Below are 20962 nucleotides of genomic sequence, written 5' to 3'. Positions count from 1 at the left end.
CACGAGCGCTCCCTCAGTACTTCAGCAGGCTGGCGTCGTCGACCGAGGCCGAGCGTCGCGTGCGGAAGATGGTCATGATGATCGCGAGCCCGATCACGACCTCGGCGGCGGCCACGACCATCACGAAGAACGCGGTGATCTGCCCGTCGAGGTTGCCGTGCTGGCGGGCGAAGGCGACGAACGCCAGGTTGCAGGCGTTGAGCATCAGCTCCACGCACATGAACACCACGATGGCGTTGCGGCGGACGAGGACGCCCACGCAGCCGATCGTGAAGAGGATCGCCGAGAGCACGATGTACTCGGTCACTTGACGTCCTCCTCGGTGTTCGCCGGGGTGCCCGCCTTGCCGGAGGTCTCGGGCATCGTCGACGGGTCGCTGTGCCCCTCGCCGGCGAGCTGGCGGCGTACGTCGTCGATGTCGTCGGCCAGCGCCGGGGCGGACCGCACGGTGCCGCGGGCGGCGAGCACCCGGGAGACCGACGACTCGGCGGCGGTGCCGTCGGGCAGCAGAGCCGGGGTGTCGACCGCGTTGTGCCGCGCGTAGACACCGGGTGAGGGCAGCGGTCCGGGGTGGAAGCCGTGCTCGGCGTAGTCCCGGATGCGTCGCGCCGCCAGGTCGGCCTGCGTCGCCCTCGGGGTGAGCCGCTCGCGGTGGGCGAGCACCATGGCGCCGAGCGCGGCGGTGATCAGCAGGGCGCTGGTGGCCTCGAAGGCGAAGACGTAGCGGGAGAACAGGATGTTGGCGATGGCCGGCACGTTGCCGCCGGCGTTGGCCTCGTCGAGACCGACCACCGTGCCGAAGGTGACCTGGCTGATGCCGATCACCAGCACGGAGCCGAAGAGCAGGCCGAGGACGACCGCCGTCGCCCGCTGGCCGCGGATCGTCTCCACCACGGAGTCGGCGGCGTCGACGCCGATCAGCATCATCACGAAGAGGAACAGCATGAGGATCGCGCCGGTGTAGACGATGATCTGCACCGCGAAGAGGAACGGCGCGTCCATCACGGCGTAGAGGAACGCCAGGCTGATCATCACCACGGCCAGCAGCAGCGCAGCGTGCACGGCCTTGCGGACGAACAGGATGCCCAGCGCGGCCGCCACCATGAGCGGAGCGAGGAGCCAGAACGTCATCGCGTGGTCCCCCTGTAGTAGTCGCTCTCGTCGTCACCCAGGCGCATCGGGTGCGGCGGCTCCTCCATGCCGGGCAGCAGCGGCGCGAGCAGGTCGGACTTCTCGTAGATGAGGTCCGCGCGGTTGTCGTCGGCCAGCTCGTACTCGTTGGTCATCGTCAGCGCGCGCGTCGGGCAGGCCTCGATGCACAGCCCGCACAGGATGCAGCGCAGGTAGTTGATCTGGTAGACGCGGCCGTAGCGCTCACCGGGGCTGAAGCGCCCCGACCCGTCGGGCAGGTCGACGTTGTCGGCGCCCTCGACGTAGATCGCGTCCGCCGGGCAGGCCCAGGCGCACAGCTCGCACCCCACGCACTTCTCCAGCCCGTCGGGCCAGCGGTTGAGCTGGTGCCGGCCGTGGAAGCGGGGCGCCGTCGGCAGCTTCTCGAACGGGTACTGCTCGGTGACGACCTTCTTGAACATCGTCCGGAAGGTGACGCCGAACCCGGCGATCGGGTCCCAGAGGCTCTCCTTGACGCCCTTGGACCCCTGGCCGGACTGGCCGGATCGGGCGGACTGGGCGGACTCACTCATGGCTCTCCTCCGCTGCTGCGGTGACGGTGGTGCGGCCCGTGGCGAAGGTCAGCGGCGCGGCGGCGCCGCGCACGGCACCTCCCGCCGGCATCGGCGGGACGGGGAAGCCGCCGGCGAAGGCGTCGTGCGGCTCCTCGCTCGACCCGGTGGCGGTCGCGCCGCCGGCCTCGTCCTCGGCCCTGTCCTTCTCCCCCACGAACATCAGCGCGACGGTGAGGACGAGCAGGACGGCGATCGCCGCGACCAGGTAGGTGCGGTTGATGTTGCCCTCGAGCGAGATGACCCGGATGGTCGCGACGGCCACGATCCAGGCCAGCGAGACCGGGATGAGCACCTTCCACCCCAGCGCCATGAACTGGTCGTAGCGCATGCGCGGCAGCGAGCCGCGCAGCCAGACGAACAGGAAGATGAAGCAGAAGACCTTGCCGAAGAACCACAGCAGGGGCCAGTAGCCGCTGTTGGCGCCCTCCCACACGTTCTCGATGCCCCACGGGGCGGCCCAGCCGCCGAGGAACAGCGTTGTGGCGATCGCCGACACGGTCGCGAGGTTGATGTACTCGGCGAGGAAGAACAGGGCGAACTTCAGGCTGGAGTACTCGGTGTGGAAGCCGCCCACCAGCTCGCCCTCGGCCTCCGGGAGGTCGAACGGCGCCCGGTTGGTCTCGCCGACCATCGAGATCACGTAGATGACGAACGACGGCAGCAGGATCAGGCCGAACCAGAGGCGGTCCTGCGCCGCGACGATCTCCGAGGTCGACATCGAGCCGGCGTAGAGGAACACCGCGACGAGCGCGAGGCCCATCGCGACCTCGTAGGAGATCATCTGGGCGCTCGAGCGCAGCCCGCCGAGCAGGGAGTACGTCGAGCCGGAGGACCAGCCGCCGAGGACGATGCCGTAGATGCCGATCGAGGCGATCGCGAGCATGAAGAGCACGGCGACCGGCATGTCGGTCAGCTGCAGGGGCGTGGTGTGGCCGAAGAAGTTGACCTCCGGGCCGAGCGGGATGACCGCCCAGGTGACGAACGCCGGCACGACCGCGATGACCGGCGCCAGCAGGAAGACGACCTTGTCGGCCGACTTCGGGATGATGTCCTCCTTCAGCGCGAGCTTCACGCCGTCGGCCAGCGACTGCAGGAGCCCGAACGGACCGTGGACGTTGGGGCCGACGCGGTGCTGCATCCGGGCCACGACCCGGCGCTCGAACCAGATGTTGAACAGCGTCAGCAGCACCAGGATCAGGAAGATGAAGACGGCCTTGAGCAGGATCACCCACCAGGGGTCCTGGCCGAAGGCGGCCAGTCCCGGGTCGGGGAGGTCGGCCGCCCGGGGGGCGAGGCTCATCATGCGGTGGCTCCCTTCACTGCCTGGTGCGCGTTGTCGAGGGCTGCGGGGGCCTGCCGCAGGGTGACCGCGCTGCCCGGCGAGGCGAGCTCGGCGAGGACACCGCGTCCGAAGGACCGGGCCGGGACCCAGACGACCCCGTCGGGGAGGTCGGCCACCACGGCCGGCAGCGTGACGCTGCCGCGGTCGCCGGTGACGGTGACGAGCGGGGCGCCGGCCTCGGCGTCGAGCATGCCGAACACCGACTCGTACGACGCCGCGCTGAGGGCGGCGACCGGGGTGCGGGCGGTGGCGCGGAGGTGCACCTCGCCGTCCTGGAGCGACCCGAGGTCGACGAGCTGCTTCCACGTGGCCAGGGCGAAGGGGGTCTCGCCCTTGCGCGGCGCCTTCGCCGGGCGCGGCGGCTTGCCGGCGTCGAGCGCCGGGCGGGCGCCGTCCCACGGGCCCAGCGACCGCATCTCGGCGCGGACCTCGGCGACGGTGCGGAAACCGAGCGGACGGCCCTGCCCCAGCCGGGCCAGCTCCTCGGAGATGCCGGCCAGGAGGCGCAGGTCGGGCAGCGAGGACGGGTTGGTGAAGACCGCGTCGAACGAGCGCGCCCGGGCGTCCCACGTCACGAAGGTGCCGGCCTTGTCGGTGACCGGCGCGACCGGCAGGACGACGTCGGCGACCCTGGTCACGTCGGTCTCGCGGAGCTCGAGGCTGACCACGAACCCGGCGGCGTCGAGGGCCGCGCGGAAGGCCGCGGGGTCGCTGGTGTCGTCGGGGTCGACGCCCCCGACCACGAGGCCGCCGAGCTCGCCCTTGAGGAGCGAGGCGACGATGGCGTTGCCGTCGCGGCCGACCTTCGCCGGCAGCGACTCGGCGCCCCAGGCGGCGGCCACGTCGACCCGGGCCGAGGCCTCGCCGACCGGACGGCCGCCGGGGAGCAGGTTGGGCAGGGCGCCGGCCTCGACCGCACCGCGGTCACCGGCGCGACGCGGCACCCACGCGAGCCGGGCGCCGGTGGTGGCGGCCAGCTCGACGGCCGCGGAGAGCGCGCCGTGCGTCTGGGCGAGACGCTCGCCGACCAGGATGACGGCGTCCCGGGTGACGCCGTGCTCGGCGCCCTTGAGCGTGGCGATCACCTCGGCCTCGGTGCCGGGCACCGCGGGCACGAGCCGGCCCTGCATCTTCGCCAGGCCGCGCGAGGTCATCGGGGCGACCGACACGACCTGCGTACGACCCCGCCTGGCGGCCTTGCGCAGCCGCAGGAAGATCGTGGCGGCCTCGTCCTCGGGCTCGAGGCCGAGCAGGACCACGACGGGGGCGGCCTCGAGGTCGGCGTAGGTGACCCCGCCGGACAGCGCGACGTGGGAGGCCAGGAACGCGGCCTCCTCGGCACTGTGCGGGCGGGCGCGGAAGTCGACGTCGTTCGTGCCGAGCGAGACGCGCGCGAACTTGGCGTAGGCGTAGGCGTCCTCGGCAGTCACGCGACCACCGGTGAGGACCGCGGCGGCACCGGCGTCCCGCAGGCCGCGGGCCGCGACGGCGAACGCCTCCGGCCAGGACGCGGGACGCAGCTCGCCGTCCTCGCGGACCATCGGGTAGCGCAGCCGGTCGTCCTGGCGGGCGTAGTGGAACGCGAAGCGGTCCTTGTCGCTGATCCACTCCTCGTTGACCTCGGGGTCGTTGCCGGCGAGGCGGCGCATGACCTTGCCCCGCCGGTGGTCGACGCGGATCGCGGCGCCACAGGCGTCGTGCTCGGCGATGCTCTGGTTGGAGACCAGGTCGAACGGGCGCGAGCGGAACCGGTAGTCGGCCGACGTCAGCGCCCCCACCGGGCAGATCTGGATGGCATTGCCGGAGAAGTAGCTCTGGTAGGGCTCGCGCTCGTAGATCGCGACCTGCTGCAGCGCCCCCCGCTCGGCGAGGGCGATGAAGGGGTCGCCGGCGACCTGCTCGGAGAAGCGGGTGCACCGCGCGCACAGCACGCAGCGCTCCCGGTCGAGCAGGACCTGCGCGGAGATCGCGATCGGCTTCGGGAACGTGCGCTTCACGCCCCCGGACTCGGCGAACCGGCTCTCGCCGCGGCCGTTGCTCATCGCCTGGTTCTGCAGGGGGCACTCGCCGCCCTTGTCGCAGACGGGGCAGTCGAGCGGGTGGTTGATCAGCAGGAACTCCATGACGCCCTGCTGGGCCTTGTCGGCCACCTCGCTGGTCGCCTGCGTGTTGACCACCATGCCGTCAGCGACCGGCAGCGTGCAGGAGGCCTGCGGCTTCGGGAAGCCGCGGCCGTTGCCGGCGTCGGGGATGTCGACGAGGCACTGGCGGCAGGCGCCGACCGGGTCGAGCAGCGGGTGGTCGCAGAAGCGCGGGATCTGCACGCCGACCTGCTCGGCGGCGCGGATCACCAGGGTGTCCTTGGGGACGCTGACCTGGACGCCGTCGATGGTCAGCGTGACCGTCTCGACCTCCGTGCGGTCGGGGGTGGTCGTCATGCCGAGGCTCCCACGGGTGCGAAGGCGGTCGAGGCGGCCGGGTCGAAAGGGCAGCCGCCGTTGGTCAGGTGGGCGAGGTACTCGTCGCGGAAGTGCTGGATCGAGCTCGAGATCGGGCTCGTCGCACCGTCGCCGAGCGCGCAGAACGAGCGGCCCAGGATGTTGTCGCACTGGTCGAGCAGCAGGTCGAGGTCGGCCTCGCTCCCCTGCCCCTTCTCCAGCCTCGCCAGGGTCTGGGTGAGCCACCACGTGCCCTCGCGGCACGGGGTGCACTTGCCGCACGACTCGTGCTTGTAGAACTCCGTCCACCGCAGCACCGCGCGGACGACGCAGGTCGTCTCGTCGAACAGCTGCAGGGCGCGGGTGCCGAGCATGGACCCCGCGGCGCCCACGGACTCGAAGTCGAGCGGGACGTCGAGGTGCTCAGGGGTCAGGAGCGGGGTGCTGGACCCGCCGGGCGTCCAGAACTTCAGCTCGTGGCCCTCGCGCATGCCGCCCGCGAGGTCGATGAGCTCGCGCAGCGTGATGCCCAGCGGCGCCTCGTACTGCCCGGGGTTGCGCACGTGACCGGACAGGCTGAAGATGCCGAACCCGTTGGACTTCTCGGTGCCCATCCCGGCGAACCAGCCGGCACCGTTGGTGATGATGCTGGGCACCGAGGCGATGGACTCGACGTTGTTGATGACCGTCGGGCTGGCGTAGAGGCCGGCGACCGCGGGAAACGGCGGGCGCAGGCGGGGCTGGCCGCGCCGGCCCTCGAGGCCCTCGAGCAGCGCGGTCTCCTCGCCGCAGATGTAGGCGCCGGCGCCGGCGTGCACGATCAGGTCCAGGTCGTAGCCCGAGCCGTGGATGTTCCGGCCGAGGTGGCCCGCGAGGTAGGCCTCCTGCACGGCGCGCTGCAGGCGCCGGATGACGTGGAGGACCTCGCCGCGGACGTAGATGAAGGCGGTGTTGGCGCGGATGGCGTACGCGCTGACGATGACGCCCTCGACCAGCGTGTGCGGGCTGGCCATCATCAGCGGGATGTCCTTGCAGGTGCCCGGCTCGGACTCGTCGGCGTTGACCACGAGGTACTTCGGCCTCGGGTTGTCCTGCGGGATGAAGCCCCACTTCATGCCGGTGGGGAAGCCGGCGCCGCCGCGGCCGCGGAGGCCGGACTCCTTGACGACGTCGATGACGGCGTCGGGCGCCATCGCGAATGCCTTGTCCAGCGCGGCATAGCCGCCTCGCTCCTCGTAGGCGGCGAGGGTCCAGGCGCGCTCGGCGTCCCAATTGTCGGTGAGGACCGGTGTCAGCGTGGTCACTTCTCTCCCTCCGGAGCCGTCCAGCCCTTCTCGCGGGCGATCTTCAGCCCGGCCAGCGAGGCCGGGCCAGCGGCGGGGCCCTCGTCGGCGCGGTCGTCGGGGAACCCCGCGAGCACGCGCTCGGCCTCGCGCCACGTGCACAGCCGCGGGCCGCGCGTGGAGTGGACCTCCCTGCCCGCGCGCAGGTCGTCGACGACCTGGACCGCCGACTCGGGCGTCTGGTTGTCCATGAACTCCCAGTTGACCATCATCACCGGGGCGTAGTCGCAGGCCGCGTTGCACTCGACGTGCTCGAGGGTGATCTTCCCGTCCTCGGTCGTCTCGTCGTTGCCCACGTCGAGGTGCTCCTTGAGCCGCTCGAAGATCAGGTCGCCGCCCATCACCGCGCACAGCGTGTTGGTGCACACGCCGACGTGGTAGTCGCCGACGGGCCTGCGCTTGTACATCGTGTAGAAGGTCGCGACACCGTTGACCTCCGCGGCGCTGATGCCGAGCACCTGGGCGCACACCTCGATGCCCTCGGGCGTGACGCGGCCCTCCACCGACTGGATGAGGTGGAGCATCGGCAGCAGGCCGGAGCGCTTCTCGGGGTAGCGGTCCGCGATCTCGTGCAGCTCCGCCAGGGTCTGCGGGTCCAGGCTCATCGTCGGGGTCCCCTCGGAGTTGTCGGACGGAGGAGCGAAGCGGGGGAGGAGGACAAGTTCGTGGGGTGACTCATCGGTCGACTCCTCCCATGACGGGGTCGATGGAGGCGATGGCGACGATGACGTCGGCGACCATGCCGCCTTCGCTCATCACGCTCGTCGCCTGCAGGTTGGTGAACGACGGGTCCCGGAAGTGGGCGCGGAAGGGCCGGGTGCCGCCGTCGGAGACGACGTGGGCGCCGAGCTCGCCGCGCGGCGACTCGACCGGCACGTAGGCCTGGCCGGCGGGGACCCGGAACCCCTCGGTCACCAGCTTGAAGTGGTGGATCAGGGCCTCCATCGACTCGCCCATGATGTGGCGGATGTGGTCCAGGCTGTTGCCCATGCCGTCGCTGCCGATGGCGAGCTGGCTGGGCCAGGCGACCTTCTTGTCGCCGATCATAACCGGGGCGCCCTCGAGCCCCGCGAGCCGGTCGGCGCACTGCTCCACGATCCTCAGCGACTCCGACATCTCGTTGAGCCGGATGCGGAAGCGGCCGTAGGAGTCGCAGGTGTCCCAGGTCTGGACGTCGAAGTCGTAGTCCTCGTAGCCGGAGTAGGGCTGAACCTTGCGGAGGTCCCAGGCGTAGCCGGTCGAGCGCAGCACGGGGCCGGTGATGCCGAGCGCGATGCAGCCGGCCAGGTCGAGGTGGCCGACGTCCACCAGGCGGCCCTTGAAGATCGGGTTGGCGTTGCACAGGGCGGCGTACTCCGGCAGGCGCTTCTTCATCAGCGCGATGAAGTCGCGGATCTCGTCGAGCGCGCCGGGAGGCAGGTCCTGGGCGACCCCGCCGGGCCGGATGAAGGCGTGGTTCATCCGCAGCCCGGTGATCAGCTCGAACAGGTCCAGCACCAGCTCGCGCTCGCGGAAGCCGATGGTCATGACCGTCAGCGCACCGATCTCCATGCCGCCCGTGGCGATGGCGACGAGGTGGGAGGAGATGCGGTTGAGCTCCATCAGGAGCACGCGCATGACCTGCGCCTTCTCCGGGATGTCGTCCTCGATGTCGAGCAGGCGCTCGACGCCCAGGACGTAGGTCGCCTCGTTGTAGAACGGCGAGAGGTAGTCCATCCGCGTGCAGAAGGTGACGCCCTGCACCCAGGAGCGGTACTCCATGTTCTTCTCGATGCCGGTGTGCAGGTAGCCGATGCCGCACCGGGCCTCGGTGACCGTCTCGCCCTCGAGCTCGAGGATGAGCCGGAGCACGCCGTGGGTCGAGGGGTGCTGCGGGCCCATGTTGACGACGACCCGCTCCTCGGCGGACTCGCCGAGGCCGTCGGTGATCGTGTCCCAGTCCTGCCCGGTGACGGTGAAGACGCGGCCCTGGCTGGTGTCGCCGGGCGAGGCGTAGAGGTCCTGCTGCCGGCTCGTGTCGGTGCTCATCAGTTGTACGACCTCCGCTGGTCGGGCGGCGGGATCGACCCGCCCTTGTACTCCACGGGGATGCCGCCGAGGGGGTAGTCCTTGCGCTGCGGGTGGCCCGGCCAGTCGTCCGGCATGAGCACCCGGGTAAGGGCGGGATGACCGTCGAAGACCAGGCCGAACATGTCGTAGGTCTCGCGCTCGTGCCAGTCGAGCGTCGGGTAGACGCTCACCAGGCTCGGCACGTGCGGGTCGCTGTCGGGCGCGGTCACCTCGAGGCGGATGCGCCGGTTGTGGGTCATGGAGAGCAGGTGGTAGACGGCGTGGAGCTCCCGCCCGGTGTCCTCGGGGTAGTGCACGCCGCTCACGCCGGAGCAGAACTCGAAGCGCAGCGCCTCGTCGTCGCGCAGCATCTGCGCGACGAACGGGAGGTCCTCGCGGCGCACGTGGAAGGTGATCTCGCCGCGGTGCACCACGACGCTCTCGACCGCGGCGGTCAGGTCGGTGGCGCGCAGCCGCGCCTCGAGCGCGTCGGCGACCTCGTCGAACCAGCCGCCGTAGGGCCGCTGAGACGGGGTGGGGAAGACCGTGGCGCTGACCAGGCCGCCGTAGCCGGAGGTGTCGCCGGTGCCGGTGACGCCGAACATGCCGTGACGCGCACCGACGGCCCGCACCTCCCCCGTCGGGGCGGGGACGTTCTCCGGGGACTGCTCGGGCGCGGCCTGCTCGACGCCGCTGCCGGTGCCCGTCTCGGACTTCGCCGCCTCGAGGTTGTCCTCCTCGGCGGGCCGCGCCTCCTCGTTCGAGTCGGTCCTGTCGTCCGACTCGTCCTCGGCCCTGCCGGCGACCGCCTCGTCGACCGCCTCGTCGACCCTCTCGTCCGCCCGCTCGTCCACGTTCTCCTCGGGCGTCTCGTCCGCGCCGCTCACCGCAGCAGGCCCTTCATCTCCGACGTGGGCAGGGCACGCAGCGCACTGGTCTCCAGCTCCTCGATCTCCCGACGGCGGTGCGCGCCGAGCTTGGTGTGCTGCACCTGGTCGTGCAGCTTGAGGATCGCGTCGATGAGCATCTCCGGCCGCGGCGGGCAGCCGGGCAGGTACATGTCGACGGGCACGACGTGGTCGACGCCCTGGACGATGGCGTAGTTGTTGAACATGCCGCCCGAGGACGCGCACACGCCCATGGCGAGCACCCACTTGGGCTCCGGCATCTGGTCGTAGATCTGGCGCAGGACGGGGGCCATCTTCTGGCTGACCCGGCCGGCGACGATCATCAGGTCGGCCTGGCGGGGGCTGGCACGGAAGACCTCCATGCCGAACCGGGCCAGGTCGTACTTCGGGGCGCCGGTGGTCATCATCTCGATGGCGCAGCAGGCCAGGCCGAAGGTGGCCGGCCAGAACGACGCCTTGCGCATGTAGCCGGCGACGCCCTCGACGGTGGTGAGCAGGACGCCGCTCGGCAGCTTCTCTTCCAGTCCCATGACGTCAGTCCCAATCCAGTCCGCCGCGGCGCCACACGTAGGCGTACGCCACGAACACAGTCGCGATGAACAGGACCATCTCGACCAGCCCGAACAGCGCCATCTGGTCGAAGTGGACGGCCCACGGGTAGAGGAAGATGATCTCGATGTCGAAGACGATGAAGAGCATCGCCGTGATGAAGTACTTCACCGGGAAGCGGCCCCCGCCGACGGGCTGCGGGGTCGGCTCGATGCCGCACTCGTAGGAGTCGAGCTTCGCGCGGTTGTAGCGCTTGGGTCCCACGACGGCGCTCATGATCACGGAGAAGACCGCGAACCCCGTCGCGATGGCCAGCAGCGCCAGGATCGGCGTGTAGAGCTCCATCGCTTCCCTTCCGGTGGACTGCGCCCGGTTCGGGTGAAGCCAAGTGACCTTGTGAATGACTTCACGAGTGGCGCGCGCCACAGTCTAGGACTGCGGTGCGGCGTGCGTCACGTCGGGGTGGACACCATTCGGCAACGATCCGAAAGCGGCCTGACCTGCGCATTTAGGGCAAGAGCGCGTGCCCTAATTCGTCCCCGCTCGGGGCGGCCTCAGGCGGTCGCGCGGTGCAGCGCCACGATGCCGCCGGTGAGGTCACGCCACTGCGGTCGCTGCCAGCCGGCCTCCGCGATCATCGCGGCGAGGCCTTCCTGGTCGGGCCACGCGCGGATGGACTCGGCGAGGTAGACGTAGGCGTCCGACGCGCTGGCGGTCAGCGAGGCGATCGCCGGCAGGGCGCGCATGACGCCGTCGAGGTAGACCTTGCGCAGCGCCGCGTTCACCGGCCGGCTGAACTCGCACACCACGAGACGGCCGCCGGGACGGGTCACGCGGTGCATCTCCTCGAGGCCGGCCACCGGGTCGACGAAGTTGCGCAGCCCGTAGGAGATCGTGACCGCGTCGAAGGTGTCGTCGAGGAACGGCAGCCGGGTGCCGTCGCCGGCCACGAACGGCAGGCCGGGCCGGTCCTTCTTCCCCTGCTGCAGCATCCCGACCGAGAAGTCGCACGGCACAGCGGTGGCACCGTGGGCGGCGAACGGCTCGCTCGAGCAGCCGGTCCCCGCCGCGAGGTCGAGCACGAGGTCGCCGGGACCCGCCGCGACGGCGTCCACCATGGAGCGTCGCCAGCTGCGCTGGATGCCGGCCGTCATCAGGTCGTTGGTGAGGTCGTACCGCTTGGCCACGGTGTCGAACATGCGGCGGACGTCGGAGGGTTGCTTGTCGAGGTCAGCGCGGGCCACCCGCCGAGCGTAGGCGTCCGGACCCCGGTACGCGCAACGCGGGGGTGTCGTGCGGCGTCCCTATGATCGACCTGCCGATGGCCACCTGGGGAGGAACCACATGCCACGCCGTCCTGCTCCGCGCCTCAGCGCACTCTCGCTCGCCCTGCTGCTCGCCCTGCTGGTCGCCGTGACCGGCTCCGTCGTGACGGGCGCGACCGCCGGCGCCGCCGGGGCGACCGGGGCGATGGGCGCCCCCGCCTCGCGCGCCGACGTGTCGATGCGTCTCGGCGACACGGGCTGGCGGGTGCGCGAGCTGCAGAGCCGCCTGCACCAGCTCGGCCTGCACTCGGAGGTCGTCACCAGCCGGTTCGACCAGGAGACGCGCGCCGGCGTCGCCACCTTCCAGCGCCGACGCGGGTGGGCCGCCGACGGGGTGGTGGACGAGCGCACCTGGCGCGCGATCCTCTCGCGCACGACCGAGCCGACCCGGGAGGCGCTGCACAACGTCTACACGCCGGGCCGGCCCCTGCTCGAGCGCGGCGACACGGGCATGCGCGTGCGGCAGCTCCAGGCCCGGCTCCGGCAGCTGCGCTGGTACGACGCGAGGGTGACCGGACGCTACGACGCGACGACCGACGAGGCGGTCCAGGGCTTCCAGGCGAAGCGGAGGATCCCGGTGACCGGGCAGGTCGACCGGCGCACCCTCGACCGGCTCCGGGCGATGACGCGGGAGCCCACGAGGGCCGAGCTGTTCAACCTCGTCCCGAGCGGGCCGCGCCTGGACCCGCGCTGCACCACCGGCCGGGCGATGTGCGTCGACAAGACGTCGCGGTCGCTGCGCTGGGTGGTCGACGGCGTGGTCCTCAAGACCGTCGAGGTGCGCTTCGGCTCCGCCGAGCTGCCGACACGGGAGGGCGCGTTCGCGGTGTTCCGCAAGTCGCGCGACCACGTCTCGAGCCTCTACGACACCCCGATGCCGTACGCCATGTTCTTCTCGGGCGGACAGGCCGTCCACTACTCCCCCGACTTCGCCGCCAACGGCTACGACGGCGCCTCGCACGGGTGCGTCAACGTGCGCGACCGCGCCGCCGTCGCCTGGCTCTTCGACCGGGTCCGCCTCGGCGACAAGGTGATCGTCTACCGGTCCTGAGCGCGGCCCGGGCCTGCGAGCGAGAACGCCGCGTCGAGTCCGTCGCCGGCGCGACCGCGGCGCGGGAGCGACACGGTGGCGACCTCGACCTCCGGTGGCGCCGGCACGGCCACGACGGCGTGCTCGCGCGCGAGGTCGAGCCGGGCCGCCGGGTGGTGCGCGATGCGACCGATGCGGAACCCCAGGGAGGTCGCCAACGCGCTGACGGTGCGGCTGACTCGCGCGTCGAGCACGAGCAGCCGGAGCCGCCCGCCCCACCACGGGGCGAGGGCGGACACCTCCGCGGCGAGCTTCCTCGCCTTCGCGGACATCCGGGCCTCGGCCACGTGCGCCGACATCGCCTCGAGGACGTCGCGCGGGGCGGTGTGCCACGGCGCACCGCCGACCGTGCCGTGCTCGATGAGGTCCTCGAGCACGCGGGCCGTTGCGTGGTCGAGCAGCACGTGCGTGGGGGCGACGTGCGCGAGCGCTGCCTCGAGCTGGTCGGGCGAGGCGATCCACGCCAGCGTGGAGCCGGCGGTGAGGTGGGCGTCGCGGACCACCGTGGTGAGGCGGTCGGTGGCCTCGCCGGTGAGCAGGACGACGTCGTCGCCGGTGAGGTCGGACAGCGTGCCGGAGGACTCGGGCCGGAACAGCCAGGCCTCGGCCTTGTCCCGCCGCAACCCCAGCACGGCGCCGGACGGGGCACCGGCGCGCGCGCCGGCCACCCACGTCAGCAGGTCGGGCTGGCGCTTGCGCCGCTCCAGGCCCATCCCCCGCAGCCGCTCCCACGACCGGTCGTCGCACTCGAAGAGCTGGGCGTCGGAGAGGGCGGCCCGGCGCAGCAGCGCCAGGCGGCTCTCGTCGTCGACGACGACGAGGCGCACCCCGATCCCGTCGAGGAGGCGGGCCACCTCGTCGGTGTCGAGGTGCTCCGGCAGCAGCAGCGGCACCGCTCCGGCGACCCGAGTGGCGAGCTCGAGCTCGAGCTGGCGGATGCCGGCCGGGATGCGGAGCACCACGACCTGCCCGGGGTCCACGCCCGCCTCGATCATGCCGGCGGCCCCGTCGATGACGCGGCGGTAGAGCTCGTTCCAGGTCAGCGAGGCCCACGACCCCGCCCGCGGCTCGGTCACCGCGACCTCCAGCGCCCGGTTGCGGGCGTGGCGCTCCAACCGGGCGAGGGGCGATGCGGGGACGGGCACGGCGGGCTCCTCGGGCGCGTCGGCTGCGACGCGTACGTCGCGCGGGTCGGTTCTCGAGGCAACGTAGGTGACGCACGCCTCTCCTGTTCGCCGTTTGGCCGATCTCCCGCCGGCGGGCTGTGCGCCCCGGCGTAGGCTGCCCCCTCGTGACGACCCCCGCGTCCCGCCCGGGACCAACCGCGCCGCTCGTCGTGCGCACGGTCCCGGTGGACCTCGCGGACCTGCCGCTCCTCGACCTGCTGCCGCAGCAGCAGCCGGTGACGTGGCTGCGCCGGGGTGAGGGCCTGGTCGGGTGGGGCGTGGCCGCGCGGCTGGACACCTCGGGACCGACGCGGTTCAGCGACGCGGTGAAGTGGTGGTCCGAGACCGTCGCGCGCGCCGACGTGGAGGACCACGTCGGCGAGCCCGGCACCGGCCTGGTCTCCTTCGGGTCCTTCGCCTTCGCCGACGAGCCCGGTGACTCCGCGCTGGTCGTCCCCGAGGTGGTCGTCGGCCGCCGCGGGGACCGCACGTGGCTGACCACCGTCTCGGTCGAGGCCCCGGCACTCGTCCCCGCGCCCGCGCCGGAGCCGCCCGTCGGCCTGGTCTTCTCCGACGGTGCCCGCAACGGCGAGGAGTGGATGTCGGTCGTCGCGGAGGCGGTCGGGCGCATCGCGGCCGGCGACCTCGAGAAGGTCGTGCTCGCCCGCGACCTGATCGCCACGACGGACGAGCCGCTGGACGTCCGGTGGCCGCTGCAGCGCCTCGCCGCGCAGTACGAGATGTGCTGGACGTTCCACGTCGACGGGCTGTTCGGCGCGACGCCGGAGATGCTCGTGCGCCGCGAGCGCGGCCTGGTGACCTCACGGGTGCTGGCCGGCACCATCCGGCGTACGGGCGACGACGAGCGCGACCTCGCGCTCGCGGCCATGCTGGCGCGGTCGTCGAAGGACCTCGAGGAGCACGAGTACGCCGTGCGCTCGGTCGCCGACGCCCTCGAGCCGCACTGCTCGTCGATGAACGTGCCCGAGTCGCCGTTCGTCCTCCACCTGCCCAACGTGATGCACCTGGCCACCGACGTGAACGGGGTCGTCCACGACGTGGCGACCTCGCTCCAGCTGGCCGAGTCGCTGCACCCGTCCGCCGCCGTGGGCGGCACGCCCACCCCGGCGGCGACCCGGCTGATCGAGGAGATCGAGGGCATGCCGCGCGACCGCTACGCCGGCCCCGTCGGCTGGATGGACGCCTCGGGCGACGGCGAGTGGGGCCTCGCGCTGCGCTCGGCGATGCTGGTCGAGGACGGCGTACGCCTCTTCGCCGGCTGCGGCATCGTGGCCAGCTCGGACCCCGAGGCCGAGCTCGCCGAGTCGCAGGCGAAGTTCGTGCCGGTGCGCGACGCGCTGGCAGCCGGCTGAGTCAGAGGTCCTGCCCCGGCTCCCGCAGCTCGAACGCCTGCGAGTCGGGCAGCAGGTTGGCCATGTGCGTGGCGACCATCGCCACGCCGATGTCGCTGTACACGCGGTCGTGGATGCCGAGCGACGTCGGCGCGCCCACCTGCCGGACGAAGTCGACCGCCTCGGAGACCTTGAGCCACGGCGCGCTCACCGGCGCGAGCAGCACGTCGACCGCACGCCCGGGCGGGGTGAGCGCGTCGCCCGGGTGGTAGACGCTCGCTCCCCCGGACTCCAGGAGGTACCCGGAGTTGTCGAAGCGGTCGTAGTCGGGGTGGATCACCGCGTGCTTCTCACCGACCACCTCGACCGACGTGCCGGCGACCTCGAGCCGGTCGCCGGGCCGGACCACCGTGACGCGCTCGGCGACGTCGGGCGCCTGCTCACGCAGGAGACGCTGCACCGCCGCGATCGTCCACACGGGCACGTCGCTCGCCCGCAGGTGGTCGGGATGGACGTGGTCGGGGTGCTCGTGGGTGATCAGCACGGCGTCCGCACTGTCGAGGGCGCCCGCGTCGGTGTACACCCCCGGGTCGATGACGAGCACGCCGCCGGCCCCCTGGACCCGCACGCAAGCGTGGCCGAGCTTGGTGATCTGCATGCGCTGCACCCTAGGCCCGTCGAATCGGATCCCGACGGGGTCGCGGTTAAGGTTGTGGCGCCTCCGACGGGTGGAGTGCCCAGGGGGAAACACCAATCGCACCCGAGACGAAGAGAGTTCCCATGTCTTCTGCACGCCGCGTGCTCGCAGGCAGCGTCGCTGCGCTGCTCCTGCCCGCGTCCCTGCTCCTGACGACCGAGACCGGCTCGGCCACCGACTCCGCGGCTCGCGCCACGTCGACGTCGGTCACCAAGAAGGCCGGCCAGAGGGTCTCCATGGAGGTGCTCCCCCAGATCGTCCAGCAGGGCCGGGGCACTGCCAGCGCGAGCTCGGCCAAGGCTGCCGTCACCGCGACCATCAAGCCGACGAAGGTCGGCCGCCCGGTCGCCCTCGAGCAGTTCGACGGCTCCTCGTGGAAGAAGGTCGACACCGCCAAGCAGGACAAGGCGGGTCGCGCCGAGTTCTCCGTCCTGGTCTCGAAGGGCGGCCAGCCGCTGACCTACCGCGTCACTGCTCAGAAGTTCAAGGGCCTCAAGGCGGAGTCGAGCGGGAGCCAGGACACCTCGCGGTGGTTGGTCCCGACCTTCTCCGACGAGTTCTCCGGCAACTCGCTGAGCTCCACGTGGGGCATGCGCGGCCAGAACTACGAGCCCCGGAGCAAGCGCAAGTGCTCCAAGGGCGACCCGAAGGCCGTCAAGGTCGGCGGCGGCGCCCTGCGCCTCAGCGTGATCAAGGACCGCTCCGCCAAGGGCAAGTGCAAGGCCAAGTCCCGCAAGGTGACCAAGAAGATCTCCTACCGCCTCAACGGTCACGTCGGCACCAACGGTGCGTTCTCGTTCAGGTACGGCGTCGCGGCCGCCCGCATCAAGATGCACAAGAGCCAGGGACAGCACGCCAGCTTCTGGTCGCAGCCCGTCGGCGAGAACGGGCCGGGCAGCGACGGCCACGAGATCGACGTCATCGAGTACTTCGGCGACAAGCACCCGCAGGGCGGCCTGACCAGCTTCATCCACTGGTACAAGGGCAAGCGCCTGATCAAGACCGGCTCGTGGATCAAGGACTCGAAGTCGTTCCTGAAGAACAAGCGCGACGGCTGGTCGAAGAACTACCACGTGTTCTCCGTGCAGTGGACGCCCAGGGTGATCATCTTCCGCATCGACGGCAAGGAGACGTGGCGCACGTCGGCCCGCGTCTCGAAGGAGCAGCAGTACCTCATCCTGAGCCTGCTCGCCTCCGACTACGAGGCGCTGGAGATGTCGGACAAGAAGCTGCCGCAGCACATGTACGTCGACTGGGTGCGCGTGTGGGAGACCCCCGCCTCCTGACGTCCTGAGCTCCGACTGCTGAGCCCCGACTGCTGAACCCCGTCCGCGCGCTGGTCCCTCACGGGACCAGCGCGCGGATCCTTGTGTCCAGCTCGGCCCGGTTGTCCCGGCGCACCCGGGCCTCGACGACCTCGATCCCGCCGTTGGGCGAGGCCAGCGCCTGCTCCAGCTCGGGCAGCGACGTCACCCGCAGGTGCGGGACGCGGGCCGCGGCGCAGAGGGCGGCGACGTCGACCCCGTGCGGGGTGCCGAACAGCACGTCGAACCTGTCGGCGTACTCCGGACCGCCCTGCTCGAGGGTCGCGAAGATCGACCCCCCGTCGTCGTTGACCACGACGATGGTGAGGTCCGGCCGCTCCTCGCGCGGGCCCAGGAACAGGCCGGTCGTGTCGTGCAGGAACGTCACGTCGCCCATCAGCGCGAGGGCGCGCGACGACTGCGGCCGACCGAGGGCGGCCCCCACCGCCGAGCTGATGGTGCCGTCGATGCCGGCGAGCCCGCGGTTGGCGATGACCTTGCGGCGCCCGCCCACCTCGTAGCGCGCGACCATCAGGTCGAGGTCGCGGACCGGGTTCGATGCACCCACCACGAGCAGGCCGCGTCGGGGCAGCGCCCGGCTCACCGCGCCCGCCACCTCGTACGGCGTGAGGTCCGGCTCCGCGGCCAGCAGCCGGTCGAGGGCGCGGGAGGTGGTGCGGTCCGCCTCGCGCCACGCAGCCAGCCACGCCGGGTCGTCCGGCTCCCGGACCCCGACCTGGTCGACCTCGCGGGCGACCGCGAACGGTCGCTTGGTCCACAGGCCGCGGTGGCGGACCGAGACGACCTCGACGTCGTCGCGGGCGAGCAGGCGCGACACCGGACGGGACAGCGTGGGGTGGCCCAGCACCACCGCGCGCTCGACCTGCCGGCCGAGCTCGCCCGTCAGCTGCAGGCGGTAGGTGCGGATGACGTGGTCGCCGGTGCGGCACCCGCTGGACGGCTCGGCGAGGAGCGGCCACCCGGCGGCCTCGGCGAGGACACGTGCCGGCGGACCGGCGTCGTCCCCCGCCACCACGACCGTGCGCGGACCGGGGTCGAGGACGAGCCTCTCGAGGGGCGGGGTCGCGGAGGCGACCGCCCGCTCCGGCGCCGCCGCCCCGGCGTCCCAGCCGTGGTCGTCGGGCAGCAGCGGCTCGTCGAGCTGGACGTTGAGGTGCACGGGCCCGTCGTGGGACCGCAGGAAGGCGATTAGCTCGTCGAGACCGGCGTGCGCCACGTCGAGGCTCGGCGCGAACCCGCTGAAGATGCCGCGCTGGTCGGTCGTCTGGTTGGCGCCGGTGCCCCGCAGCCGGGCCGGGCGGTCGGCGGTCACCACGACGAGCGGCACCCCCGCGTGGGCCGCCTCGACGACGGCGGGCAGCAGGTTCGCCACCGCGGTGCCCGACGTGCAGCTGACCGCCGCCGGCCGGCCGCTCACCTTCGCCAGCCCCAGGGCGACGAAGGCGGCCGTGCGCTCGTCGAGGCGGGTGTGGAGGCGCAGCGCGCCGGCGGAGGCCGCGTCGTAGAGCGCGAAGGAGAGCGGTGCGTTCCGCGATCCCGGCGCGATCACCGCCTCACGCACCGCCGCGCCGCGCAGCGCGGTCACCACGGTCCGGGCGAGCTGGGTCGAGGGGTTGGTCACGCCGGCTGATCCTGCCCTACCGACGCCAGCCGGTCGCGCCAGTGGGCCACCCGGTCCTCGGTCGCCGCGAGCCTGGCCAGCGCCGCCGCGTCGACCTCCGGCACCCCGACCGGCAGCATCCCGTCGACCGGCAGGAGCGGGTCGGTGGCCACGTCGTCGGTGAGCAGCTGGACGGTCGCGAGCCCGCAGGCGTGGTGCAGCTCGGGCAGCGCCGCCGCAAGGGCGACGCCGGCGGCGATGCCGACGCTCGACTCGACCGCGCTCGAGACGACGGCCGGCAGACCGATGTCCTCGGCGATCCGCAGGCACGCCCGGACGCCGCCGAGGGGCTGCACCTTGAGCACCGCGACGTCCGCCGCCTCGAGGTCGCGCACCCGGTAGGGGTCCTCGGCGCGGCGGATCGACTCGTCGGCCGCCACCGGCACGTCCACCCGGCGGCGCACGGCGGCGAGGTCCTCGACCGCGGCGACCGGCTGCTCGACGTACTCCAGCCCGCCCGCGGCGCGGTCGAGCGCGGCGATGGCGCGGACGGCCTGGTCCACGTCCCACGCGCCGTTGGCGTCGACCCGCACCAGGCCGCCGGGGCCGAGGGCGTCGCGCACCGCCTCGACGCGCGCCACGTCGTCGGCGAGGTCCTGCCCGTGCTCGGCGACCTTCACCTTCGCGGTCCGGCAGCCGCCCGCGACGACGATCGCGTGCGCCCGCTCCGGGTCGGTGGCCGGGACGGTGACGTTGACCGGGACGAAGTCGCGCACCGGCGCCGGCCAGCCCAGGTCCGCCGCCTCCCGCGCGCAGGCCAGCCAGGGGCGCGCGGTCACGTCGTCGTACTCGAGGAAGGGCGACCACTCCCCCCAGCCCGCGTCGCCGCGGAGGAGCACGCCCTCGCGGACCGTGATGCCGCGGAACCTCGTGCGCAGCGGGATGGAGAAGACGTGCATGGCTGAAGCGTGCCCGATCAGGGGAGCCGGAGGCTCGTCCGGATCGCCTGCCGGTCCACCTTGCCGTTGGCCAGCAGCGGGAGCCGCTCGACCCGGTGGAACTCGCGCGGCGCCCACGACCGCGGGTGCTCGATGCCGATCCAGTCGCGCAGCTCGGCGTCGTCGGCGGTGCCCACGAGCACCGCCACGAGCCGTTGGCCCCACTCGGGGTCCTGGACGCCGAAGAGCTCGGCGTCCTCCACCAGCACGTGCCGGCGCAGGCGCTCGGCGACCGCGGGGAGCGGGATCTTCACGCCGCCGCTGATCACGACGTCGTCGACGCGCCCGAGCACCCGGAGGCGCCCGTCCTCGTCGAGCCGGCCGACGTCGGAGGTGAGGAACCAGCCGTCGACGACGGTCTCGGCCGTGAGCTGCGGGTCACCGTCGTAGTGGCTGAACAGCGTCGGTCCGGCGATGCGGATCCGGCCGTCGGCTCCCAGCGCGACGCCCACCCCGTCGAGCGGCACGCCGTCGTAGACGCAGCCGCCGGAGGTCTCGGACGACCCGTAGGTCGTCACCAGGCGCACGCCGTGCTCCTCCGCGCGCCGGCGCAGCTGGGCGCCCAGTCCTGCGCCCCCGACGAGGACGGTGTGGCAGCGGGCGAGGGCGGCCGTCTGCTCGGGATCGCGGAGGATCCGGTGGAGCTGGGTCGGCACGAGCGAGACGAACGCCGGGGTGCCCGTGCGGTCGGCCGCCGCGGCCCGGCCGACGTCGAGCCCGTCGACCACCGCCGGCTCGTGTCCGGCGACCAGCGACCGGACGATGACCTGGACGCCCGCGACGTACGACGACGGAAGGGTGAGCAGCCACCGCCCCGTCGCGCCCAGCCGGCGCGCCGAGGCCTCCACGCTGGCGAGCACGGCGGAGCGCGGGATCACCACGCCCTTCGGTCGGCCCGAGGACCCGGACGTCTCGATCAGCAGCGGCTCGGGGTCGTCGGCCCCGAGCCATCGCGCCAGCTGCCCGATGGCGACCGCCGGCTCGTCCGAGGGCCGCACGAAATCCACACGACGAACGCTAGCCGCTCTGCCACCA

At 72.4% G+C, this 20962-nt stretch carries 20 protein-coding genes; 3 read left to right on the top strand and 17 right to left on the bottom strand.

The features are described 5' to 3' along the window. Positions 1 to 13: 13 nt before the first annotated feature. The 12 genes from nuoK to J3P38_RS10880 all read right to left on the bottom strand — a co-directional run bounded on the left by nuoK (position 14) and on the right by J3P38_RS10880 (position 11618). Positions 14 to 307 carry an NADH-quinone oxidoreductase subunit NuoK gene (gene nuoK / locus J3P38_RS10935; protein ID WP_210439769.1) on the bottom strand — a complete coding sequence of 98 codons (294 nt, stop codon included), beginning with the start codon at positions 305 to 307 and terminating at the stop codon, positions 14 to 16. After that, a complete protein-coding gene (locus J3P38_RS10930; RefSeq protein WP_210503556.1) occupies positions 304 to 1131 on the bottom strand; it encodes an NADH-quinone oxidoreductase subunit J in 828 nt (275 codons plus the stop codon). The genes nuoK and J3P38_RS10930 overlap by 4 nt, the downstream gene beginning before the upstream one ends. After that, a complete protein-coding gene (gene nuoI, locus J3P38_RS10925; protein ID WP_210439767.1) occupies positions 1128 to 1703 on the bottom strand; it encodes an NADH-quinone oxidoreductase subunit NuoI in 576 nt (191 codons plus the stop codon). Before nuoI ends, J3P38_RS10930 begins: the two co-directional genes overlap by 4 nt. Beyond that, positions 1696 to 3045 carry an NADH-quinone oxidoreductase subunit NuoH gene (nuoH, locus tag J3P38_RS10920; protein WP_210503687.1) on the bottom strand — a complete coding sequence of 450 codons (1350 nt, stop codon included), beginning with the start codon at positions 3043 to 3045 and terminating at the stop codon, positions 1696 to 1698. Before nuoH ends, nuoI begins: the two co-directional genes overlap by 8 nt. After that, positions 3045 to 5525 carry an NADH-quinone oxidoreductase subunit G gene (locus J3P38_RS10915; protein WP_210503555.1) on the bottom strand — a complete coding sequence of 827 codons (2481 nt, stop codon included), beginning with the start codon at positions 5523 to 5525 and terminating at the stop codon, positions 3045 to 3047. Before J3P38_RS10915 ends, nuoH begins: the two co-directional genes overlap by 1 nt. Further along, complete coding sequence (nuoF, locus tag J3P38_RS10910; protein ID WP_210439765.1) at positions 5522 to 6829, bottom strand: NADH-quinone oxidoreductase subunit NuoF; 1308 nt, start codon at positions 6827 to 6829, stop codon at positions 5522 to 5524. Before nuoF ends, J3P38_RS10915 begins: the two co-directional genes overlap by 4 nt. Beyond that, positions 6826 to 7473 carry an NADH-quinone oxidoreductase subunit NuoE gene (gene nuoE / locus J3P38_RS10905; protein WP_210439764.1) on the bottom strand — a complete coding sequence of 216 codons (648 nt, stop codon included), beginning with the start codon at positions 7471 to 7473 and terminating at the stop codon, positions 6826 to 6828. Before nuoE ends, nuoF begins: the two co-directional genes overlap by 4 nt. 70 nt (positions 7474 to 7543) lie before the next feature. Continuing rightward, positions 7544 to 8896 (bottom strand): NADH-quinone oxidoreductase subunit D, encoded by a 1353-nt coding sequence (locus J3P38_RS10900; RefSeq protein ID WP_210503554.1) that lies wholly within the window; start codon positions 8894 to 8896, stop codon positions 7544 to 7546. Further along, the gene (locus J3P38_RS10895) at positions 8896 to 9771 is read right to left on the bottom strand and encodes an NADH-quinone oxidoreductase subunit C (protein WP_210503686.1); all 876 of its coding nucleotides are present in this window, start codon (positions 9769 to 9771) and stop codon (positions 8896 to 8898) included. The genes J3P38_RS10900 and J3P38_RS10895 overlap by 1 nt, the downstream gene beginning before the upstream one ends. Positions 9772 to 9800: 29 nt before the next feature. Next, entirely contained in the window at positions 9801 to 10355 is a 555-nt protein-coding gene (locus tag J3P38_RS10890; protein ID WP_210439762.1) for a NuoB/complex I 20 kDa subunit family protein, read from the bottom strand. Positions 10356 to 10359: 4 nt separating this feature from the next. After that, positions 10360 to 10719, bottom strand: coding sequence for an NADH-quinone oxidoreductase subunit A (locus tag J3P38_RS10885; RefSeq protein ID WP_210439761.1), 360 nt, complete (start codon positions 10717 to 10719; stop codon positions 10360 to 10362). A 209-nt stretch (positions 10720 to 10928) separates the two neighbouring features. After that, the gene (locus tag J3P38_RS10880) at positions 10929 to 11618 is read right to left on the bottom strand and encodes a demethylmenaquinone methyltransferase (protein WP_210503553.1); all 690 of its coding nucleotides are present in this window, start codon (positions 11616 to 11618) and stop codon (positions 10929 to 10931) included. 100 nt (positions 11619 to 11718) lie between these two features. Here J3P38_RS10880 and J3P38_RS10875 point away from each other — a divergent pair, with 100 nt between their 5' ends. Continuing rightward, positions 11719 to 12750 (top strand): L,D-transpeptidase family protein, encoded by a 1032-nt coding sequence (locus tag J3P38_RS10875; protein ID WP_210503552.1) that lies wholly within the window; start codon positions 11719 to 11721, stop codon positions 12748 to 12750. Here the strand turns inward: J3P38_RS10875 and J3P38_RS10870 are convergent. Then, positions 12738 to 13934, bottom strand: coding sequence for an AMP-binding protein (locus J3P38_RS10870; RefSeq protein WP_210503551.1), 1197 nt, complete (start codon positions 13932 to 13934; stop codon positions 12738 to 12740). The genes J3P38_RS10875 and J3P38_RS10870 overlap by 13 nt on opposite strands. A 146-nt stretch (positions 13935 to 14080) precedes the next feature. Here J3P38_RS10870 and J3P38_RS10865 point away from each other — a divergent pair, with 146 nt between their 5' ends. Then, the gene (locus J3P38_RS10865) at positions 14081 to 15328 is read left to right on the top strand and encodes an isochorismate synthase (RefSeq protein ID WP_210503550.1); all 1248 of its coding nucleotides are present in this window, start codon (positions 14081 to 14083) and stop codon (positions 15326 to 15328) included. A gap of 1 nt (position 15329) precedes the next feature. Here the strand turns inward: J3P38_RS10865 and J3P38_RS10860 are convergent, their stop codons facing one another. Continuing rightward, positions 15330 to 15965, bottom strand: a complete 636-nt coding sequence (locus J3P38_RS10860) for an MBL fold metallo-hydrolase (RefSeq protein WP_210439756.1) — start codon at positions 15963 to 15965, stop codon at positions 15330 to 15332. 122 nt (positions 15966 to 16087) lie between these two features. Here J3P38_RS10860 and J3P38_RS10855 point away from each other — a divergent pair, with 122 nt between their 5' ends. Then, a complete protein-coding gene (locus J3P38_RS10855) occupies positions 16088 to 17290 on the top strand; it encodes a glycoside hydrolase family 16 protein (protein WP_210503549.1) in 1203 nt (400 codons plus the stop codon). A gap of 58 nt (positions 17291 to 17348) precedes the next feature. On the opposite strand, the gene menD is transcribed toward J3P38_RS10855, so the two are convergent. From menD to J3P38_RS10840, 3 genes are read right to left on the bottom strand one after another with little or no spacing between them, the layout of a single operon-like run. After that, on the bottom strand, positions 17349 to 18950 hold the full coding sequence (menD, locus tag J3P38_RS10850) for a 2-succinyl-5-enolpyruvyl-6-hydroxy-3-cyclohexene-1-carboxylic-acid synthase (protein WP_210439754.1): 1602 nt from the start codon (positions 18948 to 18950) through the stop codon (positions 17349 to 17351). Then, positions 18947 to 19888: an o-succinylbenzoate synthase gene (locus J3P38_RS10845; RefSeq protein ID WP_210439753.1), complete on the bottom strand. Its 942-nt coding sequence runs from the start codon at positions 19886 to 19888 to the stop codon at positions 18947 to 18949. Before J3P38_RS10845 ends, menD begins: the two co-directional genes overlap by 4 nt. Before the next feature lie 17 nt (positions 19889 to 19905). Continuing rightward, on the bottom strand, positions 19906 to 20934 hold the full coding sequence (locus J3P38_RS10840) for an AMP-binding protein (RefSeq protein ID WP_307807852.1): 1029 nt from the start codon (positions 20932 to 20934) through the stop codon (positions 19906 to 19908). Between the last annotated feature and the right edge of the window lie 28 nt (positions 20935 to 20962).

Origin of the sequence: Nocardioides xinjiangensis, from assembly GCF_017916455.1 — a bacterium.
Lineage (GTDB): Bacteria > Actinomycetota > Actinomycetes > Propionibacteriales > Nocardioidaceae > Nocardioides > Nocardioides xinjiangensis.
This window is presented reverse-complemented; position numbering and strand designations above follow the sequence as displayed.